This is a genomic window from Streptomyces sp. NPDC048277 (genome assembly GCF_040652235.1).
In the GTDB taxonomy this organism is placed as follows: Bacteria; Actinomycetota; Actinomycetes; order Streptomycetales; family Streptomycetaceae; genus Streptomyces.
Genome location: NZ_JBEZLQ010000002.1, coordinates 273690 through 292695 on the forward strand (window position 1 = coordinate 273690; position 19006 = coordinate 292695).

At 70.3% G+C, this 19006-nt stretch carries 17 protein-coding genes; 16 read left to right on the plus strand and 1 reads right to left on the minus strand.

Going from position 1 to position 19006, the window contains the following annotated elements:
- Window positions 1–55: 55 nt before the first annotated feature.
- The gene (locus tag AB0D85_RS05920) at window positions 56–604 is read right to left on the minus strand and encodes a carbonic anhydrase (RefSeq protein WP_362314202.1); all 549 of its coding nucleotides are present in this window, start codon (window positions 602–604) and stop codon (window positions 56–58) included.
- A gap of 355 nt (window positions 605–959) precedes the next feature.
- Between AB0D85_RS05920 and rsmH the strand changes: the two genes are divergently transcribed.
- The 16 genes from rsmH to AB0D85_RS06000 all read left to right on the plus strand — a co-directional run bounded on the left by rsmH (window position 960) and on the right by AB0D85_RS06000 (window position 18955).
- Window positions 960–1916 (plus strand): 16S rRNA (cytosine(1402)-N(4))-methyltransferase RsmH, encoded by a 957-nt coding sequence (rsmH, locus tag AB0D85_RS05925; protein WP_362314205.1) that lies wholly within the window; start codon window positions 960–962, stop codon window positions 1914–1916.
- Window positions 1917–1958: 42 nt separating this feature from the next.
- On the plus strand, window positions 1959–2537 hold the full coding sequence (locus AB0D85_RS05930) for a septum formation initiator family protein (RefSeq protein WP_362314208.1): 579 nt from the start codon (window positions 1959–1961) through the stop codon (window positions 2535–2537).
- 5 nt (window positions 2538–2542) lie between these two features.
- Entirely contained in the window at window positions 2543–4528 is a 1986-nt protein-coding gene (locus AB0D85_RS05935; RefSeq protein WP_362314211.1) for a penicillin-binding protein 2, read from the plus strand.
- A gap of 42 nt (window positions 4529–4570) precedes the next feature.
- The gene (locus AB0D85_RS05940; protein ID WP_362314214.1) at window positions 4571–6232 is read left to right on the plus strand and encodes a UDP-N-acetylmuramoyl-L-alanyl-D-glutamate--2,6-diaminopimelate ligase; all 1662 of its coding nucleotides are present in this window, start codon (window positions 4571–4573) and stop codon (window positions 6230–6232) included.
- Window positions 6233–6260: 28 nt separating this feature from the next.
- A complete protein-coding gene (gene murF / locus AB0D85_RS05945; protein WP_362314216.1) occupies window positions 6261–7688 on the plus strand; it encodes a UDP-N-acetylmuramoyl-tripeptide--D-alanyl-D-alanine ligase in 1428 nt (475 codons plus the stop codon).
- Entirely contained in the window at window positions 7688–8758 is a 1071-nt protein-coding gene (gene mraY, locus AB0D85_RS05950; protein WP_362315182.1) for a phospho-N-acetylmuramoyl-pentapeptide-transferase, read from the plus strand. Before murF ends, mraY begins: the two co-directional genes overlap by 1 nt.
- Window positions 8740–10158, plus strand: coding sequence for a UDP-N-acetylmuramoyl-L-alanine--D-glutamate ligase (gene murD, locus AB0D85_RS05955; RefSeq protein WP_362314220.1), 1419 nt, complete (start codon window positions 8740–8742; stop codon window positions 10156–10158). Before mraY ends, murD begins: the two co-directional genes overlap by 19 nt.
- 66 nt (window positions 10159–10224) lie before the next feature.
- Window positions 10225–11580, plus strand: a complete 1356-nt coding sequence (gene ftsW / locus AB0D85_RS05960) for a putative lipid II flippase FtsW (RefSeq protein ID WP_362314222.1) — start codon at window positions 10225–10227, stop codon at window positions 11578–11580.
- 6 nt (window positions 11581–11586) lie between these two features.
- A complete protein-coding gene (gene murG, locus AB0D85_RS05965; RefSeq protein ID WP_362314225.1) occupies window positions 11587–12675 on the plus strand; it encodes an undecaprenyldiphospho-muramoylpentapeptide beta-N-acetylglucosaminyltransferase in 1089 nt (362 codons plus the stop codon).
- A gap of 29 nt (window positions 12676–12704) precedes the next feature.
- Window positions 12705–13499: an FtsQ-type POTRA domain-containing protein gene (locus AB0D85_RS05970; RefSeq protein WP_362315185.1), complete on the plus strand. Its 795-nt coding sequence runs from the start codon at window positions 12705–12707 to the stop codon at window positions 13497–13499.
- 279 nt (window positions 13500–13778) lie between these two features.
- Complete coding sequence (gene ftsZ / locus AB0D85_RS05975; RefSeq protein WP_362314228.1) at window positions 13779–14975, plus strand: cell division protein FtsZ; 1197 nt, start codon at window positions 13779–13781, stop codon at window positions 14973–14975.
- Window positions 14976–14985: 10 nt separating this feature from the next.
- The gene (pgeF, locus tag AB0D85_RS05980) at window positions 14986–15714 is read left to right on the plus strand and encodes a peptidoglycan editing factor PgeF (protein WP_362314231.1); all 729 of its coding nucleotides are present in this window, start codon (window positions 14986–14988) and stop codon (window positions 15712–15714) included.
- A 6-nt stretch (window positions 15715–15720) separates the two neighbouring features.
- Window positions 15721–16440 carry a YggS family pyridoxal phosphate-dependent enzyme gene (locus AB0D85_RS05985; RefSeq protein ID WP_362314234.1) on the plus strand — a complete coding sequence of 240 codons (720 nt, stop codon included), beginning with the start codon at window positions 15721–15723 and terminating at the stop codon, window positions 16438–16440.
- A 126-nt stretch (window positions 16441–16566) separates the two neighbouring features.
- Window positions 16567–17208 carry a cell division protein SepF gene (gene sepF / locus AB0D85_RS05990; protein ID WP_362314237.1) on the plus strand — a complete coding sequence of 214 codons (642 nt, stop codon included), beginning with the start codon at window positions 16567–16569 and terminating at the stop codon, window positions 17206–17208.
- Between the two features lie 50 nt (window positions 17209–17258).
- Window positions 17259–17543 carry a YggT family protein gene (locus AB0D85_RS05995; RefSeq protein WP_046729537.1) on the plus strand — a complete coding sequence of 95 codons (285 nt, stop codon included), beginning with the start codon at window positions 17259–17261 and terminating at the stop codon, window positions 17541–17543.
- Window positions 17544–17599: 56 nt separating this feature from the next.
- The gene (locus AB0D85_RS06000) at window positions 17600–18955 is read left to right on the plus strand and encodes a DivIVA domain-containing protein (protein WP_362314241.1); all 1356 of its coding nucleotides are present in this window, start codon (window positions 17600–17602) and stop codon (window positions 18953–18955) included.
- The last annotated feature ends 51 nt before the right edge of the window (window positions 18956–19006 follow it).

Genomic DNA, 19006 nt, shown 5'->3' on the forward strand with positions numbered 1-19006 from the left:
TCCTGACAGGGTGCGGCGGCGGTTTTCGGGGTGGGCGGTTCGCCGGGGAGGGGGATCAGACCGGGTCGACCTCGCGCAGCAGGCCGCTGCGGACGTCGAAGACGAAGCCGCGTACGTCGTCGGTGTGGAGCAGGAACGGCGAGGTGCGCACCCGCTGCATGGACTGCCGTACGTCCTGGTCGACGTCCCGGAACGACTCCACCGCCCAGGCCGGGCGCTGGCCGACCTCCATCTCCAGCTCGGTGCGGAAGTCCTCGGTGAGGGCCTCCAGGCCGCAGCCGGTGTGGTGGATGAGGACGATGCTGCGGGTGCCGAGCTTGCGCTGGCTGATGGTGAGGGAGCGGATCACGTCGTCGGTGACCACACCGCCGGCGTTGCGGATGGTGTGGCAGTCGCCGAGCTCCAGGCCGAGCGCGGCGTGCAGGTCGAGGCGGGCGTCCATGCAGGCCACCACGGCCACGTGCAGCACGGGCCGGGCGTCCATGCCGGGGTCGGTGAAGGCGTCGGCGTAGGTCCGGTTGGCGTCGACCAGGCGGTCCGTCACGGTGCCGCCGTCGGATATGGCGCCTTCGGATCCAGTGGGAGCTGCTGCGGAAGTCGTCATAGTCACGACGTTACTGGTCACGGCCGGTCAGGGCCTCCTGTGAGAGGGGACAAAGAACGTCATCGTGGCTTGTTGTGAGGTAACCCACACGGACGGCAAACCAGGGCCGTGAGGATGATTCCCATCCAATTGCGTCTCCCGCCGCTACGCCGTACGCGACGCGCAGGCCGGTTGATTGACCGGGCGACACGGTGGACTAAAGTGACGCGAAGCGGGAGGCGAGGCTCTCCCCGCTGGTGAAATCCCCTGGAGACCCCGGCATCGCGCCCGGTCCGTCTCCCCACGTGCGCGGCGCGCGTACCGAGCGGGCGGGGACCCGGCGGTGCGTCCCCCGTGCCGGAACTGAGAGGCCCCCTTGAGCGAGAGTCGACACGTCCCGGTGATGCTCCAGCGGTGCCTGGATCTGCTGGCACCCGCCCTGGAGCGGCCGGGAAGCGTGGTCGTCGACTGCACCCTCGGCCTCGGCGGCCACAGCGAGGCACTGCTGACCCGCTTCCCCGAGGCCCGTCTGGTCGCCCTGGACCGCGACAAGGAGGCCCTGCGCCTGTCCGGCGAGCGGCTCGCCCCCTTCGGCGGGCGCGCCACCCTGGTCCATGCCGTCTACGACGAACTCCCCGACGTACTCGAACGCCTCGGCATCGCGCGCGTGCAGGGCGTGCTGTTCGACCTCGGGGTCTCCTCCATGCAGCTCGACGAGGCCGGCCGCGGCTTCGCCTACGCCCAGGACGCGCCCCTGGACATGCGCATGGACCAGTCCACCGGCATCAGCGCCGCCGAGGTCCTCAACACCTACCCGGCCGGTGATCTCGTCCGCATCCTGTTCCAGTACGGCGAGGAGAAGCAGGCCAAGCGGATCGTCTCGGCGATCGTGCGGGAGCGCGAGAAGGAGCCGTTCAGCAACAGCGCCCGGCTCGTCGAGCTGATCCGGGACGCGCTTCCGCAGGCCGCCAAGCGCACCGGCGGCAACCCGGCCAAGCGCACCTTCCAGGCGCTGCGCATCGAGGTCAACGGCGAACTGTCGGTCCTGGAAAGGGCGATCCCGGCCGCCGTGCAGGCCCTCGCGGTCGGCGGACGCATCGCCGTACTGTCGTACCACTCGCTCGAAGACCGCCTGGTGAAGCAGGTGTTCGCGGCCGGCGCCGCGTCCACCGCGCCGCCCGGGCTGCCGGTCGTGCCCGAGCAGTACCAGCCCCGGCTCAAGCTGCTCACGCGCGGTGCCGAACTTCCCACCGAGGAAGAGGTCGCCGAGAACCGCCGGGCCGCGCCCGCGCGTCTTCGGGGAGCCCAGCGGATCAGGGAGTCCATTGAATGAGCGGCGTGAGCACGCGGGGTCCCCGGACCCACCGGAGGACACGTGAGTAGGAAACCCGAGCTCAAGGGGCGGGCCGCCCGGCTCGCCCGGCTCTTTCCGCCCGGCCGCGCCAACCAGGCCGCCCGTACCCCGTTCGTCCTGCTCGTCGTCCTGCTCCTCGGCGGCGGCCTGATCGGCCTGCTGGTGCTGAACTCGGCCCTCAGCGAGGGCTCGTTCAGACTCGACGACCTGCAGAAGCAGACCAAGAACCTCACCGACGAGGAGCAGGCCCTGCAGCGGGACATCGACGCGTACTCCGCCCCCGACGCCCTGCAGCGCCGGGCCCGCGAGCTCGGCATGGTGCCCGGCGGCGACCCGGCCTTCCTCGACCCCGACGGCACCGTGAAGGGCGTCCCCAGCCCCGCGGCCCTCCGGGGGACCAGCGCGCAGCTCGCCCCCGAGGTCCTCGGCGCCTCCTCGGCAACCGTCCCGGTGCAGACTCCGACGCCCACCGTCCCCGGGCAGCAGACCCCGACACCCACCACCCCCGTGGCGGTGACAACCCCGACCCCGGCCCCGACCCTGGCCCCGACGCCGGCCCTCACGCCCGTGACGACCCCGACCACGACCCCCGGCAGGTGACGGAAGTGCCAGACACCTCTGGAGAAAGGCCACCGCCGCGCCGCCGCGTGCCCGGCCCCGCCAAGCCGCCCCGCCCCCGGGACCCGAGGGGCGCCGTCCGGCGCGGTCCCGGCCCCGGTGCCCGCCCGGTCCGCCGCCCGGGCACCGCGCGCCCCCCGGCCGCGGCCCCCCTGCGGCTCGGCAGCCCCCGGCCCCGGCTGCGCATGGTCGGTCTCGCCCTGACCCTGGTGATGCTCGTCTTCGTCGGCCGGCTGCTCCAGGTCCAGGTCGTCGACGCCAGCGCGTATGCCGCGAAGGCCGAGCTGAACCGGTACGTCGTGCACACCCTGGCCGCCGAGCGCGGCGGGATCACCGACCGCAACGGCGTGGCGCTGGCCATCAGCGAGGACGCGTACGACATCACCGCCGACCCCACGATGTTCACCAGCAAGCAGCTCAGGGTGACCGACGGACCCGAGCAGGCCGCCGCGCTGCTCGCCCCGATCCTCGGCAAGGACCAGGCCACCCTGGTCAAGCTGCTGCGGCCGAAGAACAAGGACCTGCGCTACGTCCGGCTGGCCACCCGGCAGACCCCGCAGGTCTGGAAGCAGATCAAGGACCTGAAGGCCGCGCTCATCACCAAGGCCGCGACCGACAGCAGCACCGTCAACGTGCTGGCCGGCGTCTTCGCCGACCCCAGCAGCCAGCGCGTGTACCCGAACGGCGACCTGGCCGCCGGGATACTGGGCTGGGTCAACGCCGAGGGCAAGGGCGGCGGCGGGATCGAGCAGAAGCTCGACAAGCAGCTGACCGGCAAGGACGGCAAGATCCGCTATGCCCAGTCCGGCGGCCGCGAGGTGCCCACCGCGGGCTCCACGGAGACCCCGGCCGTGCCCGGATCCGACGTCGAGCTCACCATCGACCGCGACATCCAGTGGGCCGCGCAGAACGCCATCACCGAGCAGGTCAAGAAGTCCAAGGCCGACCGCGGCTACGTGGTCGTCCAGGACACCAGGACCGGGCAGATCCTGGCGATGGCCAACTCGCCCGGCTTCGACCCGAACGACCTGTCGACGGCCGACGCCGCCGACCTGGGCAACGCGGCCCTCCAGGACGCCTACGAGCCCGGCTCCACCGCCAAGGTGATGTCGATGGCGGCCGTCCTGGAGGAGAACGCCGCCACCCCGCTCACGCATGTGGTGGTGCCCAACCGGCTGCACCGCGGCGACCGTCTCTTCAAGGACGACGTCGACCACGCGACCTGGTACCTCACGCTCAACGGCGTGCTCGCCAAGTCCAGCAACATCGGCACCATCCTCGCCGCCGGCCAGCTCGGCAAGACCCAGGAACAGGCCAACCAGGTCCTCTACTCGTATCTGCGCAAGTTCGGCATCGGCAGCTACTCGGGGCTCGGCTTCCCCGGCGAGACCAAGGGCATCCTGGCCGCCCCGGGCCAGTGGTCGACATCGCAGCAGTACACGATTCCTTTCGGCCAGGGCTTCTCCATCAACGCCATGCAGGCGGCCTCCGTCTACTCGACGATCGCCAACGGCGGAGTCCGGGTGGAGCCGACCCTGGTGCGCGGCACCAAGGGCGCCGACGGCCGCTTCACCGCGACCGCACAGCCCAAGAAGACCCGCGTGATCAGCGAGAAGACCGCCAAGACCCTTGCGGAGATGCTGGAGTCCGTCGTGGACGACGAGCAGGGCACCGGCGCCAAGGCGCGCATCCCCGGCTACAACGTGGCCGGCAAGACCGGCACCGCCAACCGAGTGGATCCGGCCACCGGCAGGTACCGCGGCTACACCTCGTCGTTCGCCGGCTTCGCGCCTGCGGACAACCCCCGCATCACGGTCTACTGCGCCATCCAGAACGCCACCTCCGGCAGCTACTTCGGCGGCCAGATCTGCGGCCCGATCTACAAGCAGGTGATGGAGTTCGCCCTCAAGACCCTCCAGATCCCGCCGACCGGCGCCAAGGCGGCGAACCTGCCCGTCGACTACAAGCCCTGATCAGCGCCGCAGCGCTTCGCACAGACCACCAGGAACGAGCTCGTGACAACGATCACTCCCGATCCCGGGAACCACGGGGCCCGGCGTCCCTCACTTCGCTCCGGAGCGGGTGCGCCCGGTACGCTCACCGCCGTGCCACACGCTGATCAGTCCCAAACCACTCAGAAGGGCGCTTCCGTGACATATCCGGGGCCGCCCAGGCCGGTTCAGGTCTCCGCCACACCCCTCGCGGAGCTCGCCGACCAGCTGGGTGCCGCCGAGCCGGAACCCGCGCAGAACACAGAGATCACGGGCATCACCCATGACTCACGCGCGGTCCGGCCCGGCGACCTGTACGCCGCCCTGCCGGGCGCCCGGCTGCACGGCGCCGACTTCGTCACCCAGGCCGCCGGCCTCGGCGCGGCCGCCGTGCTGACCGACCCGGCGGGCGCCGGGCGCGCCGCCGCGACCGGCCTGCCGGTCCTGGTCGTCGACGACCCGCGCGCGCGGATGGGCGAACTCGCGGCCACCATCTACGGCCGCCCGGGCGGCGACCTGCTCCAGATCGGCATCACCGGCACCTCGGGCAAGACCACCACGGCCTACCTGGTCGAGGGTGGCCTGAAGTCGACCCGTGCCACCGGACTCATCGGCACGGTCGAGATGCGCGTCGGCGACGAGCGCATCAAGTCCGAGCGCACCACCCCCGAAGCCACCGACCTGCAGGCCCTGTTCGCCGTCATGCGCGAACGCGGCGTCGAGGCGGTCGCCATGGAGGTCTCCAGCCACGCCCTGGTCCTCGGCCGGGTCGACGGCTGCGTCTTCGACATCGCCGTCTTCAGCAACCTCAGCCCGGAACACATGGAGTTCCACTCCGACATGGAGGACTACTACCGGGCCAAGGCGCAGCTGTTCACCCCGGAACGCAGCAAACGGGGAGTGGTCAACCTCGACGACGAGTACGGCCGCAGGCTCGCCCGGGAGGCCTCCGTCCCGGTCGTCACCTACTCCGCCGAGGGCCACCCGGACGCCGACTGGCGCGCCGCCGACGTGCACATCGGCCCCATGGACTCGACGTTCACCGTGGTCGGGCCCGAGGGCGTCCGGATCGCCGCCAAGTCGCCGCTGCCGGGCCCCTTCAACGTGGCCAACACCCTGGCCGCGATCGTCGCCCTCGCCGCGGCCGGCCTCGACCCGCAGACCGCCGCCGACGGTGTCGCCGCCGTCCCGGGCGTGCCGGGCCGTCTGGAGCGCGTCGACGCCGGTCAGCCCTACCTCGCGGTCGTCGACTACGCCCACAAGACGGACGCCGTCGAGTCGGTCCTCAAGGCCCTGCGCAAGGTCACCAAGGGCCGGCTGCACATCGTCCTCGGCTGCGGCGGCGACCGCGACCGGACCAAGCGCGCCCCGATGGGCGCCGCCGCGGCCCGGCTCGCCGACACGGCCGTACTGACCTCCGACAACCCCCGCTCCGAGGACCCCCTCGCCATCCTCGCGACCATGCTCGAAGGCGCGGCCTCCGTCCCCGCCCACGAGCGCGGCGAGGTGCTCCTCTTCGAGGACCGGGCCGCCGCGATCGCCGCCGCCGTCGCCCGCGCGCACCCCGGCGACACCGTGCTGGTCGCGGGCAAGGGCCATGAGCAGGGCCAGGACATCGCCGGTGTGGTCCGTCCCTTCGACGACCGCCAGGTGCTTCGCGAAGCCATCCAGAAAACCCAGGGATGAAAATCCAGAAGACCCAGGGGATGAACTTGTGATCGCCCTCTCTCTCGCCGAGATCGCAGAAGTCGTCGGCGGGCAGACACACGACATACCGGATCCGTCCGTCCAGGTCACCGGGGAGGTCGTCCGGGACTCCCGCGAGGCGGGGCCGGGCAGCCTGTTCGCCGCCTTCGTGGGCGAGCGCGTGGACGGCCACGACTTCGCCGCCCAGGTCGTCGCACAGGGCGCGGTCGCCGTACTGGCGTCGCGCCCCGTCGGCGTGCCCGCGATCGTCGTGGACGACGTCCAGACCGCCCTCGGTGCCCTCGCCCGCCATGTCGTACGACGGCTCGGCGCGACCCTCGTGGCCCTCACCGGCTCGGCCGGCAAGACCAGCACCAAGGACCTCATCGCCCAGGTGCTGCGCACCAAGGCGCCGACCGTGTTCACGCCCGGCTCGTTCAACAACGAGATCGGGCTGCCGCTGACCGCCCTGTCCGCCACCGGGGAGACGAAGTTCCTGGTGCTGGAGATGGGCGCGCGCGGTATCGGCCACATCCGCTACCTGACGGATCTGACGCCCCCGAGGATCGGCCTGGTCCTCAACGTCGGCACCGCCCACATCGGCGAGTTCGGCGGCCGGGAGCAGATCGCCCAGGCGAAGGGCGAGTTGGTGGAGGCCCTGCCGGCCGCGGAGGACGGCGGCGCCGCGATCCTCAACGCCGACGACCCGTTGGTCCGGGCCATGTCCTCCCGTACCAAGGCGAAGGTGATCCTTTTCGGAGAGTCGGCCGAAGCGGACGTACGGGCCGAGAACGTACGACTCACGGACACGGGACAGCCCGCGTTCAGCCTTCACACACCCTCCGGTGCAAGCGATGTGACCATGCGCCTGTACGGTGAGCACCACGTGTCGAACGCGCTCGCCGCGGCCGCCGTCGCCCATGAGCTGGGCATGTCCGCGGAAGAGATCGCCACCGCGCTCTCCGAGGCGGGCACCCTCTCCCGCTGGCGTATGGAGGTCACCGAGCGCCCGGACGGCGTGACCATCGTCAACGACGCCTACAACGCCAACCCCGAGTCCATGCGAGCCGCGCTGCGCGCGCTCGCGGCCATGGGCACAGCCTCACAGGCAAGGGGGGGACGCACGTGGGCGGTGCTCGGCAAGATGGCCGAGCTCGGGGACGAGGCGCTCGCCGAGCACGACGCGGTCGGACGGCTCGCCGTCCGGCTCAATGTCGGCAAGCTCGTCGCCGTCGGGGGAGTGGAAGCCTCCTGGCTGCAACTGGGCGCATATAACGAGGGTTCGTGGGGTGAGGAGTCGGTGCACGTGTCCGACGCACAGGCGGCTGTCGACCTGTTGCGCAGCGAGTTGCGCCCGGGGGACGTCGTTCTCGTGAAGGCGTCACGTTCGGTGGGCCTGGAGAGCGTTGCGCAGGCGCTCATCGAGGCCGGTACCGAGGGTGTTGATGCCCGATGATGAAGCAGATCCTCTTCTCGGGTGTCATCGGTCTCTTCCTGACGCTGATCGGCACCCCGCTGCTGATCAAGCTCCTCGCGCGCAAGGGCTACGGCCAGTACATCCGTGACGACGGCCCGCGCGAGCACGCCAGCAAGCGCGGTACGCCGACGATGGGCGGTATCGCCTTCATCCTGGCGACGGTCGCCGCCTACTTCCTGTCCAAGGTGATCACCGGCTACGCCCCGACCTACTCGGGCGTGCTGGTGCTGGGTCTGATGTGCGGGATGGGCCTGGTCGGCTTCCTGGACGACTACATCAAGATCGTCAAGCGGCGTTCGCTGGGCCTCAGGGCCAAGGCGAAGATGGCCGGCCAGCTGATCGTCGGTATCTCCTTCGCGGTGCTGTCGCTGATGTTCGCCGACGCCCGCGGCAACACCCCGGCCTCCACCAAGCTGTCCTTCATCACGGACTTCGGCTGGACCATCGGCCCGGTGCTGTTCGTGGTCTGGGCGCTGTTCATGATCCTCGCGATGTCCAACGGCGTGAACCTGACGGACGGTCTGGACGGTCTCGCGACCGGCGCCTCCGTGCTGGTCTTCGGCGCCTACACGTTCATCGGCGTCTGGCAGTTCCAGGAGTCCTGCGCCAACGCGACGACCCTGACCAACCCGGCCGCCTGCTACGAGGTGCGCGATCCGCTGGACCTCGCGGTCATCGCCTCCGCGCTGATGGGTTCCTGCCTCGGCTTCCTGTGGTGGAACACCTCGCCGGCCAAGATCTTCATGGGCGACACCGGTTCGCTCGCGCTCGGCGGTGTCCTCACGGGCCTGGCGATTCTCTCCCGCACGGAAATCCTCGTGGCCATCATGGGCGGTCTGTTCGTCCTCATCACCATGTCGGTCGTCATCCAGGTCGGCTCCTTCAAGCTCACCGGCAAGCGCGTCTTCCGGATGGCACCACTCCAGCATCACTTCGAACTCAAGGGCTGGTCCGAAGTCCTGGTGGTGGTCCGCTTCTGGATCATCCAAGGCATCTGTGTGATTGTCGGACTTGGCCTCTTCTACGCAGGATGGGCAGCGGACAAGTGACCGACTGGCAGGGCAAGCACGTCACCGTCGCCGGGCTCGGCGTCTCCGGTGTCCCGGCGGCCAAGGTGCTGCACGCGCGGGGCGCGATCGTCACGGTCGTCAACGACGGCGACGACGCAGGCGCGCGTGAACAGGCCGCCGGACTGGAGGCGCTGGGCGTCACGGTACGGCTCGGTGACGGCGCCACCCTGCCCGAGGGCACCGAGCTGATCGTCACCGCGCCCGGCTGGAAGCCGGACAAGCCGCTGTTCCAGGCGGCCCGCGCGGCCGGCATCGAGATCTGGGGCGACGTCGAACTCGCCTGGCGGCTGCGCGGCCCCGACGCCGCCCCCTGGCTCGCCGTCACCGGCACCAACGGCAAGACGACCACCGTCCAGATGCTGGCCTCGATCCTGAAGGCCGCGGGCCTGCGCACGGCCGCCGTTGGCAACATCGGCGTCTCGCTGCTGGACGCGGTCCTCGGGGACGAGGAGTACGACGTCCTGGCCGTGGAGCTGTCGAGCTATCAGCTGCACTGGGCGCCCTCGCTGCGCGCCCACTCGGCGGCCGTGCTGAACCTCGCCCCGGACCACCTGGACTGGCACGGCTCCATGGAGGCGTACGCCAAGGACAAGGGCCGTATCTACGAGGGCAACCGGGTCGCCTGCGTCTACAACGTCGCCGACAAGCTCACCGAGGGACTGGTCCGGGAAGCCGACGTCGAGGAGGGCTGCCGGGCCATCGGCTTCACCCTCGGCGCCCCGGGCCCCTCCCAACTCGGCGTCGTGGACGGCATCCTGGTCGACCGGGCCTTCGTCGAGAACCGGCACAAGAACGCCCAGGAGCTGGCCGAGGTCTCCGACGTCAACCCGCCGGCCCCGCACAACATCGCCAACGCCCTCGCGGCGGCGGCCCTCGCGCGCGCCTTCGGGGTGCCGCCCGCGGCCGTACGCGACGGGCTGCGGAACTTCACCCCGGACGCCCACCGCATCGCGCACGTCGCCGACGTGGACGGTGTCGCCTACGTCGACGACTCCAAGGCCACCAATACCCACGCGGCGGAAGCCTCGTTGGCGTCGTACGAGTCGATCGTATGGATCGCGGGCGGTCTGGCGAAGGGCGCGACCTTCGACGAGCTGGTCGCCAAGTCGGCAAAACGACTTCGCGGGGTGGTGCTGATCGGTGCCGATCGCGCGCTCATCCGGGACGCCCTCGCGCGACACGCGCCGGAAGTACCCGTCGTCGACCTCGACCGGACCGACACTGGGGCGATGCTCGCGGCGGTCCAGGAGGCACGGCGACTCGCCGTCGCCGGAGACACGGTGCTGTTGGCACCGGCCTGTGCCTCCATGGACATGTTCGCCAACTACAACAAGCGCGGTGACGCGTTCGCTCAGGCTGTTCGCGAACTCGGCGCCTGACCCGGCCGCCTGCCGGGCGACCTTGGGAGGGACGCGTGGGACCGTCGACGTTCGGTGGAGGCGTTGATGCCCAGTAGCCGTACCGGCAGGCCGCCCGTACAGCGGGCGGTCCGCAGGCCCGCCGCTCCCCGCTCGCCCCGCGAGAATCCGCTGCGGCGGCTGTACACCCGCGCCCACCGGGCCTGGGACCGGCCGCTGACCGCGTACTACCTGATCCTCGGCGGCAGCCTGCTGATCATCGTGCTGGGTCTGGTGATGGTCTACTCGGCCTCCCAGATCACCGCGCTGCAGATGTCGCTGCCCGGCTCGTTCTTCTTCCGCAAACAGTTCCTCGCCGCCTCCATCGGCGGCGTACTGCTGCTCGTCGCGTCCCGCATGCCGGTGAAACTGCACCGGGCGCTCGCCTACCCGATCCTGGCCGGAGCCGTCTTCATGATGGCGCTCGTGCAGGTACCGGGGATAGGGATGACGGTCAACGGCAACCAGAACTGGATCTCCCTCGGCGGCTCCTTCCAGATCCAGCCCAGCGAGTTCGGCAAGCTCGCCCTGGTGCTCTGGGGCGCCGACCTGATGGCACGCAAACAGGAGAAGCGGCTGCTGTCCCAGTGGAAGCACATGCTGGTGCCGCTGGTCCCGGTCAGCTTCCTGCTGCTCGGGCTGATCATGCTCGGCGGCGACATGGGGACCGCGATCATCCTGACGGCGATCCTGTTCGGCCTGCTGTGGCTGGCCGGGGCGCCGACCCGGCTGTTCGCCGCCGTGCTGTCGATCGCCGGCGTGCTCGGTGTGATCCTCATCAAGACCAGCCCCAACCGCATGGCCCGGCTCGCCTGCATCGGCGCCACCGAACCGAAGACCGGGGTCGCCGACTGCTGGCAGGCGGTGCACGGCATCTACGCCCTGGCCAGCGGCGGACTCTTCGGGTCCGGACTCGGTGCGAGTGTGGAAAAATGGGGCCAACTGCCCGAAGCCCACACCGACTTCATCTTCGCCGTCACCGGTGAGGAACTGGGCCTGGCCGGGACACTGTCGGTACTGGCCCTCTTCGCGGCTCTAGGCTATGCGGGTATCCGCGTGGCCGGACGCACGGAGGACCCCTTCGTGAGGTACGCCGCGGGAGGCGTGACCACCTGGATCATCGCTCAGGCGGTGATCAACATCGGTGCGGTGCTCGGTCTGCTGCCGATCGCCGGTGTCCCCCTCCCGCTGTTCTCCTACGGGGGCTCCGCCCTGCTGCCGACCATGACCGCGATCGGGCTGCTGATCGCCTTCGCACGCGACGACCCCGCTGCACGGGCGGCGCTTGCGATGCGGCAACCCCGCTTTGGTAGAAAGCGGGGAGCCGGGGGTCCTCGCGGACCTCGGAGATGGAACACGATGCGACGGCGCGCCCCGGCGGCGCGCCCGTCCGGAGAGCGGTGAATTTCGGTGCATGTCGTACTCGCTGGTGGGGGGACCGCCGGCCACATCGAGCCCGCGCTCGCCCTCGCGGACGCCCTGCGCAGGCAGGACCCCACCGTGGGGATCACGGCCCTGGGCACGGAACGCGGCCTGGAGACCACGCTCGTCCCGCAGCGGGGCTATGAGCTGGCACTGATCCCGGCGGTGCCGCTGCCCCGCAGGCCCACCCCCGAGCTGATCACCGTCCCCGGTCGGCTGCGCGGCACCATCAAGGCCGCCGAGCAGATCCTGGAGCGCACCAAGGCGGACTGCGTCGTCGGCTTCGGCGGCTACGTCGCCCTGCCCGGCTACCTCGCGGCCAAGCGCCTCGGCGTGCCGATCGTGATCCACGAGGCCAACGCCCGCCCCGGCCTCGCCAACAAGATCGGCTCCCGGTACGCGGCCCGGGTCGCCGTCTCCACCCCGGACAGCAAGCTGCGGGACGCCCGCTACATCGGCATCCCGCTGCGCCGCTCCATCGCCACCCTGGACCGCGCCGCGGCCCGCCCCGAGGCCCGCCACCGCTTCGGCCTCGACCCCAACCTGCCCACCCTGCTCGTCTCCGGCGGCTCCCAGGGCGCCCGCCGCCTCAACGAGGTCGTCCAGCAGGTCGCTCCGTGGCTCCAGCAGGCCGGCATCCAGATCCTGCACGCGGTCGGCCCGAAGAACGAACTGCCGCAGGTGCACCAGATGCCGGGAATGCCCCCGTACATCCCGGTAAGTTACCTGGACCGGATGGACCTCGCGTACGCCGCGGCCGACATGATGCTCTGCCGCGCGGGCGCGATGACCGTCGCCGAACTCTCCGCCGTCGGACTCCCGGCCGCCTATGTCCCGCTGCCCATCGGCAACGGGGAGCAGCGGCTGAACGCCCAGCCGGTGGTCAAGGCCGGCGGCGGCCTCCTGGTCGACGACGCGGAACTCACCCCTGAGTGGGTGCAGCAGACCGTCCTGCCCGTGCTCGCCGACCCGCACCGGCTGTACGAGATGTCCCGCGCGGCAAGCGAGTTCGGCCGCCGCGACGCGGACGAACTGCTCGTCGGCATGGTGTACGAGGCGATCGCCTCGAGTCGTTAGGACCGTATGACGAAAGGCAAGTGAGCAGCGTGGCCGGATCGACCACCGCCGAGCGCGGTGAACGCCAGCGGGAGTCGTCCGGCCCGCCGCTCGTCCGGCGGTGGAGGAACCGCCGCTTTCGCAGGGTCGTCATTCTGGCCCTGGCCGTTCTGCTCCTGGGGTCCGGTTCCGTATGGCTGTTGTACGGCTCCGCATGGCTGCGCGTACGGCACGTCTCCGTGTCCGGTACGGCCGTTCTGACGCCCGAGCAGGTCCTCCGGGCCGCCGGTGTCCCGGTCGGGGCGCCGATGGTCTCCGTGGACACGGACGCCATCGAGGCCCGGCTGCGCCGGGCGTTGCCCCGTATCGACACGATTGACGTCGTCCGTTCCTGGCCTCACGGAATCGGGCTGAAAGTCGTCGAGCGCACCCCGGTGCTGCTCATCGCAAAGGGCGGAAACTTCACCGAAGTGGACAGGGAAGGCGTCCGATTCGCCACGGTTGCCCAGGCGCCGAAAGGCGTTCCGGCACTGGAATTGAGTCTGTCCCGGTCGGGTTCGGCCACCGCGAGCCTGCGCCGTTTCGGCACCGACCGGCTGGTGCGGGAAGCGGTCCGGATCGCCGGTGCGGTCCCGGCCGCCGTGCGCCGGGACACCCAGACCCTCAAGGTCCGTTCCTACGACGACATCACGCTGGAGTTGAGCGGCGGCCGCACGGTCGAGTGGGGCAGTGCCGAGAACGGCGCCGCCAAGGCGCGTACGCTCAGCGCACTCATGAAAGCCGCTTCCGGTGCCCGGCACTTCGACGTGAGCGTTCCCACCGCCCCTGCGTCATCGGCGAGTTGACGCACATCAGCGCAGGCCAGCACCCTGGTTGGGCACTGCTATGGCTGATCACATAGGGTGAAAAGAAAAACGGGAGGTTCGGCGTGTTCGTTGAACGGGCGCCACTTGTCGACTTAGTGTCCTGTTCAGAAGACTCCAGGGAACAGACACACTGGTAACCCTAAACTTCAGGGTTAGGGTTCGGGTCGGCGCTACGGACCGTCCCATTCGGCATCTGCCGTTCCCGCGCGGGGCACCGCACGTGGACGGCAAGGTAATTCGAGGCGAGAGGCCTTCGACGTGGCAGCACCGCAGAACTACCTCGCAGTCATCAAGGTCATCGGTGTCGGCGGCGGTGGTGTCAATGCCATCAACCGGATGATCGAGGTCGGCCTCAAGGGCGTCGAGTTCATCGCCATCAACACCGACGCGCAGGCGCTGTTGATGAGCGACGCCGACGTCAAGCTCGACGTCGGCCGGGAACTCACCCGCGGGCTCGGCGCCGGCGCCAACCCGGCCGTCGGCCGCAAGGCCGCCGAGGACCACCGCGAGGAGATCGAGGAGGTCCTCAAGGGGGCCGACATGGTCTTCGTGACGGCCGGCGAAGGCGGCGGCACCGGCACCGGCGGCGCGCCCGTCGTGGCCAACATCGCGCGCAATCTCGGCGCCCTCACCATCGGCGTGGTCACCCGCCCGTTCACCTTCGAGGGACGGCGCCGCGCCAACCAGGCCGAGGACGGCATCGCCGAACTCCGCGAAGAGGTCGACACCCTCATCGTCATCCCGAACGACCGGCTGCTGTCCATCTCGGACCGCCAGGTCTCGGTGCTCGACGCCTTCAAGTCGGCCGACCAGGTCCTGCTCTCCGGCGTCCAGGGCATCACCGACCTCATCACCACGCCCGGCCTGATCAACCTCGACTTCGCCGACGTGAAGTCGGTCATGTCCGAGGCCGGTTCGGCCCTCATGGGCATCGGCTCGGCCCGCGGCGACGACCGCGCGGTGGCCGCCGCCGAGATGGCGATCTCCTCGCCGCTCCTGGAGGCCTCCATCGACGGCGCCCGGGGCGTGCTGCTCTCCATCTCCGGCGGCTCCGACCTCGGCCTGTTCGAGATCAACGAGGCCGCCCAGCTGGTCAGCGAGGCCGCCCACCCCGAGGCCAACATCATCTTCGGCGCGGTCATCGACGACGCCCTCGGCGACGAGGTCCGCGTCACCGTCATCGCGGCCGGCTTCGACGGGGGCCAGCCCCCGGCCCGCCGGGACAACGTCCTCGGCTCGTCCTCGGCCCCCGCCCGCCGCGAGGAGCCCGCTCCGGTACGGCGGGAGCCCGAGCGCCCCTCCTTCGGCTCGCTCGGCAGCGTGACCCCCAAGGAGGACCCGCAGCCGGCGCCCGAGCCGGTCGCCGACATCCCGGTCGCCCCGCCGGTCCCGCCGTCGCGTTCCTACGCGGACAGCGCGGCCGAGGAACTGGACGTACCGGACTTCCTCAAGTGATCCTTCAGACGTGATAGGACAGCGCGAAACCGTGAGCGGCGCGCACTTCGCTTTCACCGACAGGTGGGGCGGGGTGAGCGCCGCTCCGTACGAGGAGCTCAACCTGGGCGGGGCGGTCGGCGACGACCCCGACGTGGTACGGACCAACCGGGAGATCGCCGCCAAGTCGCTCGGCCTGGACCCGGCGGACGTGGTCTGGATGAACCAGGTGCACTCCGCCGACGTGGCCGTCGTGGACGGACCCTGGGGAGACCGGTCGGTACCGGAGGTCGACGCGGTCGTCACCGCGCGCCGGGGGCTCGCCCTCGCCGTGCTCACCGCCGACTGCACGCCCGTTCTGCTCGCCGACCCGGTCGCGGGGGTCGTGGCCGCCGCCCACGCGGGCCGGCCCGGCATGGTCGCCGGAGTCGTCCCCGCCGCCGTACGCGCCATGACGGAACTCGGCGCCGACCCGGCCCGGATCGTCGCCCGCACCGGACCGGCCGTCTGCGGACGGTGTTACGAGGTACCGGAGGCGATGCGCGCCGAGGTGGCCGCCGTCGAGCCGGCGGCGCACGCCGAGACCGGCTGGGGCACCCCGGCGGTCGACGTGGGCGCCGGCGTACACGCACAACTGGCGCGCGCCGGGGTGCGCGACCGGGCGCAGTCGCCGGTGTGCACGCTGGAGTCGGGTGATCATTTCTCGTACCGTCGCGACCGCACCACCGGGCGGCTCGCGGGCTATGTGTGGCTGGACTGATGGGGCATGACGGACCGTAGGACCGAACTCGCTGGAAACCTGGCGAAAGTGGAAGAGCGCATCGCCGCCGCGTGTGCGGCGGCCGGGCGCAAGCGGGAGGAGGTGACCCTGATCGTGGTCACCAAGACCTACCCGGCGGACGATGTGCGGATCCTGTCCGGACTCGGTGTGCGCCATGTCGCCGAGAACCGGGACCAGGACGCGGCCCCCAAGGCCGCCGAATGCAAAGATCTGCCCCTGATGTGGCACTTTGTCGGCCAATTGCAGACCAACAAGGTGCGATCCGTCGTGGGTTATGCGGATCTCGTGCAGTCCGTCGACCGTTCCAGGCTTGTCGAGGCACTGTCCAGGGAGGCGGTGCGGGCCGGGCGCGAGGTGGGCTGCCTCCTCCAGGTCGCGCTCGACGCGGGTGCGGGCGGAAGGGGCGAGCGCGGTGGCGTGGCGCCGGGCGGAATCGAAGAGTTGGCCGACCTCGTCGCCGGCTCGCCGGGGCTGCGGCTCGACGGGCTGATGACCGTCGCTCCGCTCACCGGGGAGTACGCGGGGCGCCAACGTGCGGCGTTCGAGCGGTTGATGGATTTGTCGACTGACCTGCGCCGAGCCCATCCGGCTGCGAACATGGTCTCCGCAGGGATGAGTGCGGACCTTGAGGAGGCAGTGGCGGCCGGGGCGACACATGTGCGCGTCGGCACTGCGGTACTCGGAGTCCGCCCCAGGCTCGGGTAACGTCGCCAGGAAGTCGGACCACAGCAGAAAATATGGTCAATGCGGCCCAGGGTGGGCACAACGACCACGTGGATCGCGGGACTTGGCAGTCGTCACGGATCCACCACAGAGCGGAGGACTCAGAGCATGGCCGGCGCGATGCGCAAGATGGCGGTCTACCTCGGCCTCGTGGAGGACGATGGGTACGACGGCCGCGGATTCGACCCCGACGACGACTTCGAGCCCGAACTGGACCCGGAGCCCGAGCGCGACCATCGACGGCACGAGCCGTCGCACCAGTCCCACAGCGCACACCAGCCCCAAAGGGACGATTCGGTACGAGTGGTGCAGCCGTCACCACCTCGCGAACCGGTGTCGCATTCCGCTGCGCTACCGGCGGAATCGGGGCGCCCGGCGCGCATCGCTCCCGTGGCGTCCATCACACAAGAACGCGCAAGCCTGGAGAAGAACGCACCGGTGATCATGCCCAAGGTCGTGTCGGAACGAGAGCCTTACCGGATCACCACGCTCCACCCGCGGACCTACAACGAGGCCCGTACCATCGGGGAACACTTCCGCGAGGGCACTCCGGTGATCATGAATCTGACTGAGATGGATGACACAGACGCGAAGCGACTTGTCGACTTTGCAGCCGGTTTGGTGTTTGGTCTTCATGGCAGCATCGAGCGGGTGACGCAGAAGGTGTTCCTGTTGTCGCCTGCTAACGTCGATGTCACGGCGGAGGACAAGGCCCGCATCGCAGAGGGCGGGTTCTTCAACCAGAGCTGAGACGCAACACCGGTACGAAGCACGTAACAGGGGAGAGGGAAGCACGGATCATGAGCGTGTTCCTGGATGTGATCTACATCGCGCTGATGTGCTTCCTCATCGTGCTCATCTTCCGGTTGGTCATGGACTACGTGTTCCAGTTCGCCCGCTCATGGCAACCCGGCAAGGCGATGGTGGTCGTACTTGAGGCCACCTACACTGTCACCGATCCACCGCTCAAGCTTCTGCGGCGGTTCATCCCGCCGCTGCGTCTCGGGGGCGTGGCGCTCGACCTGTCCTTCTTCGTACTGATGATCATCGTCTACATCCTGATCGCGATCGTTGGTCGGCTGTGATGAGCGATGTGACCTACCGTCTTGCCGAACGCCGACGACTACGTTGAGGTGAAGAGATGCCGTTGACCCCCGAGGACGTGCGGAACAAGCAGTTCACGACCGTCCGCCTCCGAGAAGGCTATGACGAGGACGAGGTCGATGCCTTCCTCGACGAGGTCGAAGCCGAGCTGACGCGGCTGCTCCGTGAGAACGAGGACCTGCGCGCCAAACTGGCCGCGGCCACGCGCGCCGCTGCCCAGAACCAGCAGAACATGCGCAAGCCTCCGGAGCCGCAGGACCAGCAGGGCGGCATGCCTCAGCAGGGTGGTATGCCCCAGCAGGGCGGTATGCCTCAGGGCATGCCCCAGCAGGGCGGCATGCCGCAGCAGGGAATGCGAGGCCCCGGCGCTCCGGTGCCCGCCGGCATATCGGGCCCGCCGCAGCAGCAGATGGGTGGCCCCATGGGTGGCCCCCCGCAGCTGCCGAGCGGCGCCCCGCAGCTGCCGGCCGGTCCCAGTGGCCAGGGCGGTCCGCAGGGTCCCGGTCCGATGGGACAGGGCCCGATGGGTCCCGGTCCGATGGGCCAAGGCGGTCCTATGGGCCAGGGCGGTCCTATGGGCCAGGGTGGTCCTATGGGCCAGGGTGGTCCTATGGGCCAGGGTGGTCCTATGGGCCAGGGCGGTCCCGGCATGGGTCAGGGTCCCGGCCCGATGGGCCAGGGCATGGGCCCGATGGGCGGCCAGCCCCCCATGCAGCAGCAGATGGGTGGCCCGATGGGCGGCCCCATGGGCGGTCCGATGGGCGGCCCCGGTCAGGGCCCCGGTGGCGACAGCGCCGCCCGTGTCCTCTCGCTGGCCCAGCAGACCGCCGACCAGGCGATCGCCGAGGCCCGCTCCGAGGCCAACAAGATCGTCGGCGAGGCCCGCAGCCGCGCCGAGGGTCTGGAGCGTGACGCCCGTGCCAAGGCCGACGCGCTGGAGCGGGACGCGCAGGAGAAGCACCGCGTCGCCATGGGCTCCCTGGAGTCCGCGCGCGCCACGCTGGAGCGCAAGGTCGAGGACCTGCGCGGCTTCGAGCGCGAGTACCGCACGCGTCTGAAGTCGTACCTCGAGTCCCAGCTGCGTCAGCTGGAGACCCAGGCCGACGACTCCCTGGCGCCGCCGCGCACCCCGGCCACGGCTTCCCTCCCGCCGTCCCCGGCGCCCTCCATGGCACCGGCCGGCGCGAGCGCCCCGTCCTACGGCGGCAACCCCTCCATGGGTGGTCCGTCGATGGGCGGCCCGTCCCCCGCTGCCCCGTCCTACGGCGGCCAGCAGCAGATGACGCCGGCGATGACCCAGCCGATGGCACCGGTACGCCCGCAGGGCCCGTCCCCGATGGGCCAGGCACCGTCCCCGATGCGCGGCTTCCTCATCGACGAGGACGACAACTGACGGCCGCGTAGGGTAGTACGCCTCAGGCGTCGGCAACGTTCAAACAGGGCG

Bases quoted from the DNA above. Each gene is read 5' to 3' on its own strand.
- murD (WP_362314220.1), top strand. From the start codon at position 8,740: ATGGGCAGCGGACAAGTGACCGACTGGCAGGGCAAGCACGTCACCGTC.
- mraY (WP_362315182.1), top strand. From the start codon at position 7,688: ATGAAGCAGATCCTCTTCTCGGGTGTCATCGGTCTCTTCCTGACGCTG.
- sepF (WP_362314237.1), top strand. From the start codon at position 16,567: ATGGCCGGCGCGATGCGCAAGATGGCGGTCTACCTCGGCCTCGTGGAG.
- ftsW (WP_362314222.1), top strand. From the start codon at position 10,225: ATGCCCAGTAGCCGTACCGGCAGGCCGCCCGTACAGCGGGCGGTCCGC.
- AB0D85_RS06000 (WP_362314241.1), top strand. From the start codon at position 17,600: ATGCCGTTGACCCCCGAGGACGTGCGGAACAAGCAGTTCACGACCGTC.
- AB0D85_RS05985 (WP_362314234.1), top strand. From the start codon at position 15,721: ATGACGGACCGTAGGACCGAACTCGCTGGAAACCTGGCGAAAGTGGAA.
- AB0D85_RS05920 (WP_362314202.1), bottom strand. From the start codon at position 604: ATGACGACTTCCGCAGCAGCTCCCACTGGATCCGAAGGCGCCATATCC.
- AB0D85_RS05995 (WP_046729537.1), top strand. From the start codon at position 17,259: ATGAGCGTGTTCCTGGATGTGATCTACATCGCGCTGATGTGCTTCCTC.